This is a genomic window from Bacteroides sp. OM05-10AA (genome assembly GCF_003439055.1).
GTDB classification, from domain to species: Bacteria; Bacteroidota; Bacteroidia; order Bacteroidales; family Bacteroidaceae; genus Bacteroides; species Bacteroides intestinigallinarum.
In genome coordinates, this window is record NZ_QSUR01000044.1 from 1 (window position 1) to 538 (window position 538).

Consider the following 538-nt stretch of genomic DNA (forward strand, 5'->3'; position numbering starts at 1 on the left):
ATGTTCTTGAGCCGTCCACGACGTTTTGGGAAATCATTACTTACTTCCACGCTGCATAGCTATTTTTCCGGACGTAAGGAGCTGTTTCATGGATTGGCTATGGAGAAACTGGAGAAGGAGTGGACGGAATATCCGGTACTTCACTTCGATATGAGTACCGCTAAGCATGCGGATAGTGAACAGTTGCTCCAAGAGTTAAATCTGAAATTGTATGGCTATGAGCAGATTTATGGACGGCTGGAGGAGGAGGTTAATCCCAATCAGCGTTTGATGGGACTGATAAAACGTGCTTATGAGCAAACCGGCAAGAAAGTGGTCGTGCTTATTGATGAATATGATGCTCCTCTGCTGGATGTGGTGCACGAATGGGAAAACCTGGATGTATTGCGTAATATCATGCGTAACTTCTACAGTCCGTTAAAAGCTTGTGATCCTTATTTGCGATATGTATTTCTGACTGGTATTACCAAATTCTCCCAACTAAGTATTTTTAGTGAGTTGAATAATATAAAGAATATTAGTATGGATGAGCCATACG

General features: G+C 42.0%; 1 protein-coding gene. It reads left to right on the forward strand.

All coding sequences use genetic code 11. The features are described from left to right. On the forward strand, nt 1-538 hold a 538-nt coding region (locus DXB58_RS28280; protein WP_233527354.1), incomplete at both ends, for an AAA family ATPase.